We start from the raw sequence: 6,923 nt of genomic DNA on the forward strand, positions 1-6,923 counted from the left end.
AAAGGGGGTAAGCAAAGATTTTTCTAAGGATATTGTTTCGTGAGCGATTCAACATTTGAAGCAAAATCTATACCTTTGATTATATGAAAGAATTTGTAATATCAGACTTCAAAACCGAACTGGCTATTCTGGTCGGGCTTATTCCTCCAACCTCAAGTGAAGAACAGGTTGAAGAGAACCTTGACGAGCTTGCTTTCTTGGCTGAGACAGCCGGATTGACTACAGTAAAAAGATTTACACAAAAACTTGATGTGGCTAATAATGCCACATTTGTAGGAAAAGGGAAACTCGAGGAGATAGCCACTTATATCAAAGATCAAGCGGAACAAGGAGAAGATAAAGAGATAGGCGTTATCATCTTTGACGATGAGCTTTCGCCCAACCAGCTAAGAAACATTGAACAGAGGCTCAAAATAAAGGTTATTGACCGAACAGGTCTTATTCTGGACATCTTTGCCACTCGCGCACAAACAGCGCATGCAAAGACACAAGTTGAATTGGCCCAATATCAATATCTTCTTCCAAGACTCACAAGACTTTGGTCTCACTTGGAGAGACAAAGAGGAGGTGTCGGCATGAGAGGACCCGGTGAGACTCAGTTAGAGACTGACCGACGAATTGTATTGGACAAGATTAGCAGACTAAAGGACAAGTTAAAAGATATAGATAAGCAGAAATCTGTTCAACGCAAAAATCGGGGAAAGATGGTACGCGTAGCTCTCGTGGGATATACCAATGTGGGCAAATCTACCATCATGAACCTAATTTCCAAGTCAGATGTTTTCGCCGAGAACAAACTTTTCGCCACGCTCGACACAACGGTTAGAAAAGTTGTCATACAGAATCTCCCATTCCTTATGTCCGACACAGTAGGATTTATTCGCAAACTTCCAACTCAATTGGTCGAATCATTTAAGAGTACCTTGGATGAGGTAAGAGAAAGCGACTTGCTTATCCATGTCGTCGATATATCACATCCGGGTTTTGAAGAACAGATTGAGGTGGTGGAAGAGACCCTGAGAGAAATCAATGATGGTGAAGAGAAGCCAACCATATATCTCTTTAACAAAGTCGATGCTTTTTCTTTCACACCCAAAGATGAAGATGACCTCACTCCAATGAGCAAAGAAAACATTAGCTTGGATGAGCTAAAAAGCACCTGGATGGCAAAAATTGGTAAGGACTGCCTGTTTATATCGGCAAAAGATCAAGTCGGTATTAGCGAGATGAAAGACCTCTTATACGACAGAGTCAAAGAAATCCATGTGAAGAGATACCCATACAACGACTTTTTGTACCAAGACTATAATATATAATCAGGGATATGAACCTAAAGCAGGCTATTATTTTAAGTATCGCGTCGCTGTCAATACTGTTAAGTTTTTTGAGTTGTAACACCAAGACCCACATCAAAGATGTCACGACCGAACAATTTGAGCAGGTCATCAAAAATAGCAACATACAGATAGTAGATGTCAGGACTCCTAAAGAATTTGCTCAAGGACACCTCCATGATGCCATCCTAATTGATGTTAAAAGCGACAAATTCAAAGACTTGGCACTAAGCAAACTGCATAAAGATTTGCCGGTAGCTGTTTACTGCCGTTCAGGGAAAAGATCTGCATTAGCGGCCAAAATATTGTCCGATTTAGGATTTAAGAAGGTGTATAATATGGAGGGAGGATTCACAAAATGGGCCAAAGAGGATAGAGCACGATCTATCACCAATGTTGCAGAGTAAGGTTATTCTCTTGATCAAAAAGACTCAACTTTACTTTCCTTGCCATAAAACCCATATTAGGATTGGTCTTTATACCTTTGTTTTCGTACCTTTGTATTATAGGACCACGGCATGAGGAGCATATGGTTGCATTGACGCAGCAACAGACAGTTGTTCGGAGAGGTGATAGTTTCACCAACTCATTGGTTTGCAACCACTAAGTATCTTCCTTATGCAAATTCAAGTTAAGTATAATATTCAAATCACTAAAAACACTTTATAATGAAAATTGCAGTAGTTGGCAATGGCACAATGGGTCGCGGTATCGCACAGTGCATTGCACAAAAAGGAATGGATGTATTGGTAAAAGGTCGTTCAGACGAATCTCTTGGACGCGCAATCGCTTCAGTACAAAAAGGTCTTGACAAGCTTGTTTCTAAAGGCAAGATGACCGAAGCTGACAGAGATGCCGTAATGGGAAGAATTAAGACAACAAAGTCTTATGACGATCTAAAAGATATGGATATCGTTATCGAAGCAATCTCTGAAGATATGGAAGTTAAGAAAGAGACTCTTCGTACCCTCAGCGACACACTTCGCAAAGACGCTATCATTGCAACCAATACTTCTTCATTGAGCATTACAGAAATCGCTTCTGTAGTAGAAGGCTCACACAGAGTAATCGGTATGCACTTCTTCAATCCGGTACCTGTAATGAAGCTTGTGGAAGTTATCAGCGGTGAAACTACATGCCCTGATGTTTTGAAGCAAGTACTCGAACTTTGCGAAAAGTTAGGAAAGACAGCTGTTAAGGTCAACGAAGCTCCGGGCTTTGTCGTAAATCGTATCTTGATCCCGATGATCAACGAAGCTTGTGGTATCCTCGCTGACGGAGTAGCTTCTGCAGAAGAGATTGACGAAGCAATGAAATTGGGAGCCAACCACCCAATGGGACCTTTGGCTCTTGGTGACTTCATCGGATTGGATGTTTGCCTTGCTATTATGGAGGTTCTCTTCAACGAATATGGAGATCCAAAATATCGTCCACATGTACTTCTTAAGAAGAAAGTTCGTGCCGGTCACTTGGGTAGAAAGACCAATATCGGTTTCTTCGATTACAGAAAGTAATCACATATAGACAAGGTTAAACCTTGGTACTAAAAGACAAAAGGCTGTGTCAAGATGTAATATCATTTTGGCAGAGCCTTTTCTTTGTCATTTCAATGAGGAAGCACAGCAATCTAAAGGTCGAATAACATTTTATGTTTATTGTTATATTTGCGATACAGATGGAGAGGTAATCCCTTGGCAGAAATGTATACTATTGCTTTTTCAAATACATAATCTTGGTGTAAACCTCACCTTATACATTCTAACAACATTATTGCAGGAGAAAAGAAATATGAGTTCTGATAATAATACAACCTCTGACAATCAGTCTACAAATGCACCACAAGAAGCCCAAGAGACCATTCTTAAACCTCGTGACAGTTTCGTTGGAAGCGTTGACAACCAAGATCCTTTGACTGATGATGAGATGATTGATCAGGCATACAGTGCCCTCATTCATTCATATCTCAACTCCAATCATAGACGTAAGGTTGAGATAATAGAGAAAGCATATCGTCTTGCAAAAGAAGCCCATAAAGGGGCAAAAAGACGCTCGGGAGAGCCCTATATTATACATCCTATTTCAGTAGCCATGATTTGCTCCGAAGAAATGGGGCTTGGCTCAACCTCTATCTGCTGCGCGCTTCTGCATGATGTAGTGGAGGATACAGATTACACCGTTGAAGACATCAAAGACCTATTTGGAGAGAAGATTGCAACCATAGTAGATGGCTTGACCAAAATATCGGGAGAAGTTTTTAGCAATACCTCAGCACAGGCCGAAAACTTCAGAAAGCTCATCTTGACGATGAATGATGATATTCGTGTTATTCTGATCAAGATAGCAGACCGACTTCACAATATGCGTACCCTGGACTCAATGCGGCCGGACAAACAGATGAAGATTGCAGCAGAGACCATGTATGTATATGCACCTTTGGCTCACCGATTGGGGCTATTTACCATTAAAAGCGAATTGGAAGATCTTGCTTTCAAATACGAACATCCCGATGAGTATGAAGATATTAAGATGAAGATTAGGGATTCGCACGAGAAGCGCCAAGAGATCTTTAGCAATTTTGCCCTTCCTATTTGTAGAGAATTGGATAGTAGAGACTTCGAATACGAAATCAAAGCAAGAGTTAAGAGCGTCTATTCCATCTGGAAAAAGATGCAGAAAAAGGGAGTCACATTTGAGGAGATCTACGACATCTTTGCAGTTCGCATCATTTTTGAAAGCCAAGATGGTGTCTCAGATAAACAAAAATGTTGGGAAATATATTCCATCATTACCGACATATACAAAAATAGGCCTGACCGAATAAGGGATTGGATCTCCGTACCCAAAAGCAATGGATACCAAGCTCTTCACCTTACCGTCATGGGCCCGGATGGGGACTGGATAGAGGTGCAGATTAGGAGTCGCAAAATGGATGATATTGCAGAGAAGGGGTTTGCTGCCCACTGGAAATACAAAGGCGACAACATTGAGGAAGACTCAGAGCTCGAAAAGTGGCTTAGAACCATTCAGGAGATTTTGGAAAATCCCAATCCAAATGCAATGGACTTTTTGGATACAATTAAGCTCAATCTTTTCTCCGGAGAGGTAATGGTATTTACGCCCAAAGGGGAGATCATCAAGTTGCCTCAAGGGGCTTCCGCTCTGGACTTTGCCTATGCCATCCACTCAAAGATAGGGAACCACTGTATTGGAGCAAAAGTCAATCATAAACTGGTGCCCTTATCTTATCAACTATCCAGCGGAGACCAAGTTGAGGTCTTGACAAGCAATAGTCAAGAGCCTATCGAAGAATGGCTCAAATATGTTAAGACAGCTAAAGCAAGAAGTAAAATTGACCAACATCTGCGCAAAAAAAGAAGAGAAATCGCCGCAATAGGGCAAGAGAAGGTTGAGGCAATGATTGGAAGCGACTCTGAGACTCCCGATTATTCAATGCTTGACAAGATTGCCGGAGGATATGGCTTCTCTAACAGAGATGAATTCTTCTATGCAGTAGGCAATGGTAGCGTAACACTTCCGGAAAGCATCAAAAAACTTCCTTATCTCAATTATTCCAACAATGAGACAAGCGGAAATATCTTCACCAGATTCTTCCGTTCCGCCCTCGGCGGCAACAAAAACAAGCACAAAGAGGACAGACCTATCAGCATTAAAGATGTCAACTTCAAGAAGTTCGACAAAAACAAGCCTTATGTACTCCGAGAAGAACAACTGCATCAGACCTATGAAATTGCCCCTTGTTGCAAGCCAATACCGGGCGATGACGCATTTGGATTTATCGGAGATGATGGCAAAGTTATGGTCCACAAGCGCTCATGCCCTGTTGGGACCAGACTAAAAAGCAGTTATGGAGACCGCATCCTTAATACTCGATGGAGTGCTCACGCCAACACCCTTTTTGAAGCCACCCTCTCAATTAGAGGTATTGACTCGAGGGGAATCCTCAATGCGATTACTCAGTCTTTGACCAAAGATCTCAATCTCAATGTTCGTGAAATTCATCTGACAGCTAAAGACGGAATATTTAGTGGGAAAATAAAGATATTGGTTCACAATGTGATGGATGTCCATAATATTTGCGACACCTTAGGCAAAGATGTTGCCATCAAATCAATATCCAGAGTTGTGGACTAAGAAGTTGCCAGATCGGCAGCTAACTTATATATGAATAATAAACAGACATAGTATAATGGTATATTTTATTAGTGGTATTGACACCAATATTGGAAAGACATACGGGACAGCCTTCTTGGCCAAGTATCTAATGAGCAAAGGTAAAAAGGTCATCACACAAAAAATGATACAAACCGGATGTCAAGAGACAAGCGAAGATATCGAGATGCATCGCAAGCTTCTTGGTCAGGAGACTCTTCCGGAAGATAAAGAAGGTCTCACTTGCCCCTACATATTTACATTCCCATGCTCCCCTCACTTGGCAGCTGAGATTGATCACCGAATAATTGATTGTAATTTTATCGATCAGTGCACAGAGAGACTTTTAGAGAAAGGTTATGACACAGTTCTGATGGAAGGTGCAGGAGGTCTTATGGTTCCCATCATGAGGGATTACCTGACTATTGATTTCGTGGCAGAGAGAAAGTATCCCCTTGTACTTGTAACCGGTGGACGACTTGGTAGCATCAACCACACTCTTATGAGTCTCGAAATGGCCAGACTAAAAGGAATAGATGTGGCTTATGTCATCTATAATGAATATCTCGAAGATGATCATAAGATATCGCAAGACACTTTGGAATACACAAAGAAGTACCTCCAGACGAATTTTCCCAAGGCAGAACTTTTGCTGATGGGACGAGAAAATAATTGATTTTTTTGCTAAAAGGCTTGTATTGTATAGAAAAAGTTGTACATTTGCACCCGTCAAACGAAACCAATCGTAACTGACAGAAGTTGACTCCGTAGCTCAGTTGGTAGAGCAAATGACTCTTAATCATTGGGTCGAGAGTTCGAGCCTCTCCGGGGTCACTTTTCAGTGGATTGGGTTATTGATGACTCCGTAGCTCAGTTGGTAGAGCAAATGACTCTTAATCATTGGGTCGAGAGTTCGAGCCTCTCCGGGGTCACGTATTAGTAGAGCATCACAAAGAAGTAGTTTATCTCTTCTGCGTGATGCTTTTCATTTATATCCCTAATAGATTTATAGAAGAGAAACATTTGAAGGCACTGAATAATTCCTTATAGTTGATTGATTTAAGCATATTGATTCGGCTAAAAATTATTTCATTGAAGGAAGGGAATGTACTCATATAGAGGACAAATCCAAAGAGCAAATACCATTAGGACCTGATTGCCTTATAGATAAAAAAGAAATGTCGGTATGAATTTGTCCAACAACAAGTTCATACCGACATTGGTTATAGGCCAGAGCGCGGATCAGGCTCGGCAATCAAGAAGGCTTTTAAGGTCTAAACTAAGAGCATAATAAGATACTGTCCCAAAAAAGTGTGTAAGACCCAAGACTATTATCTTTGAAAAAATAAAATAAAACAGTAAAACAGTATGGATCTCACACGAGTACAAATTAAAGAAATTATTTCGAATTGTCTGGCA

At 40.9% G+C, this 6,923-nt stretch carries 5 protein-coding genes and 2 tRNA genes; all 7 read left to right on the forward strand.

The window, feature by feature from the left end; all coding sequences use genetic code 11:
* The first annotated feature begins 83 nt into the window (after nucleotides 1-83).
* The 7 genes from hflX to ACFO3G_RS03170 all read left to right on the forward strand — a co-directional run bounded on the left by hflX (nucleotide 84) and on the right by ACFO3G_RS03170 (nucleotide 6,436).
* Nucleotides 84-1,316, forward strand: coding sequence for a GTPase HflX (gene hflX / locus ACFO3G_RS03140; RefSeq protein WP_380077921.1), 1,233 nt, complete (start codon nucleotides 84-86; stop codon nucleotides 1,314-1,316).
* A gap of 8 nt (nucleotides 1,317-1,324) precedes the next feature.
* Nucleotides 1,325-1,741, forward strand: a complete 417-nt coding sequence (locus ACFO3G_RS03145; protein ID WP_380077923.1) for a rhodanese-like domain-containing protein — start codon at nucleotides 1,325-1,327, stop codon at nucleotides 1,739-1,741.
* A 261-nt stretch (nucleotides 1,742-2,002) separates the two neighbouring features.
* Nucleotides 2,003-2,848 (forward strand): 3-hydroxybutyryl-CoA dehydrogenase, encoded by an 846-nt coding sequence (locus tag ACFO3G_RS03150; RefSeq protein WP_380077925.1) that lies wholly within the window; start codon nucleotides 2,003-2,005, stop codon nucleotides 2,846-2,848.
* Between the two features lie 409 nt (nucleotides 2,849-3,257).
* Nucleotides 3,258-5,486 (forward strand): RelA/SpoT family protein, encoded by a 2,229-nt coding sequence (locus ACFO3G_RS03155; RefSeq protein WP_380077929.1) that lies wholly within the window; start codon nucleotides 3,258-3,260, stop codon nucleotides 5,484-5,486.
* 55 nt (nucleotides 5,487-5,541) lie between these two features.
* Nucleotides 5,542-6,180 (forward strand): dethiobiotin synthase, encoded by a 639-nt coding sequence (gene bioD, locus ACFO3G_RS03160; RefSeq protein ID WP_380077927.1) that lies wholly within the window; start codon nucleotides 5,542-5,544, stop codon nucleotides 6,178-6,180.
* Nucleotides 6,181-6,265: 85 nt separating this feature from the next.
* Nucleotides 6,266-6,338 (forward strand) — tRNA-Lys (locus tag ACFO3G_RS03165).
* 25 nt (nucleotides 6,339-6,363) lie between these two features.
* A tRNA-Lys gene (locus ACFO3G_RS03170) sits at nucleotides 6,364-6,436 on the forward strand.
* Nucleotides 6,437-6,923: the final 487 nt, after the last annotated feature.

Origin of the sequence: Falsiporphyromonas endometrii, assembly GCF_042654485.1 — a bacterium.
In the GTDB taxonomy this organism is placed as follows: domain Bacteria; phylum Bacteroidota; class Bacteroidia; order Bacteroidales; family Porphyromonadaceae; genus Porphyromonas; species Porphyromonas endometrii.